Raw genomic sequence first — 666 nt, 5'->3', positions numbered from 1 at the left:
TAAGAACTCCTGTTCCAATTAACATTGGTTTCTTGCATCCGAGTGTTTGAAGTAACTTTTCACCAACACGAATCATAATTAGTACCATTACTAAATAAGTGATTGATAAACTTCCTGCTTGCAATGAAGAATATCCTAAACCTCTTTGAACAAATGTGTTGGCTACTATTAATGTTCCTGCAACACCATTTAACAAAAAGTTTGAAGCTGTTGCACCTGTGTAAGCTTTATTTTTAAATAATTTAAAATCGATTAAAGGATTTGTAGCACGCTTTTCAAGAACTATAAATAAACTAAAAGATCCAATTGTAATTGCTAATAAAGTGATAAAAAGAAGTGAGCTAACACCTAATTCTGATCCTTTAGTAATTAAAATATTTAAACTGAGAAGCATAATGACTAAAAGAACCAGACCTTTAATGTCAAATTTATTTAGAGAAATCGATTTAGATTTAGTTTCAGGTGTGCCTTTAATAAGAAAAAGCGCAATTAATGAAATTATAATTGATAGGATGAAAATCCAACGCCAACCTAAAAGCGTTGCAACTGCACCTCCAAAAAATGAACAAACACCAGAGCCGCCCCATGAGCCAATTGACCAATAACTTAAAGCGCGTTGTCTATCTTTCCCAATGTAATATGACTTAATAATAGACAAAGTTGCAG

At 32.1% G+C, this 666-nt stretch carries 1 pseudogene; it reads right to left on the bottom strand.

The window, feature by feature from the left end:
* Nucleotides 1–666, bottom strand: a pseudogene (norB, locus tag IDG60_RS28045) (multidrug efflux MFS transporter NorB); the annotation flags it as partial.

The organism is Staphylococcus sp. EG-SA-2 (genome assembly GCF_017152085.1).
This window is presented reverse-complemented; position numbering and strand designations above follow the sequence as displayed.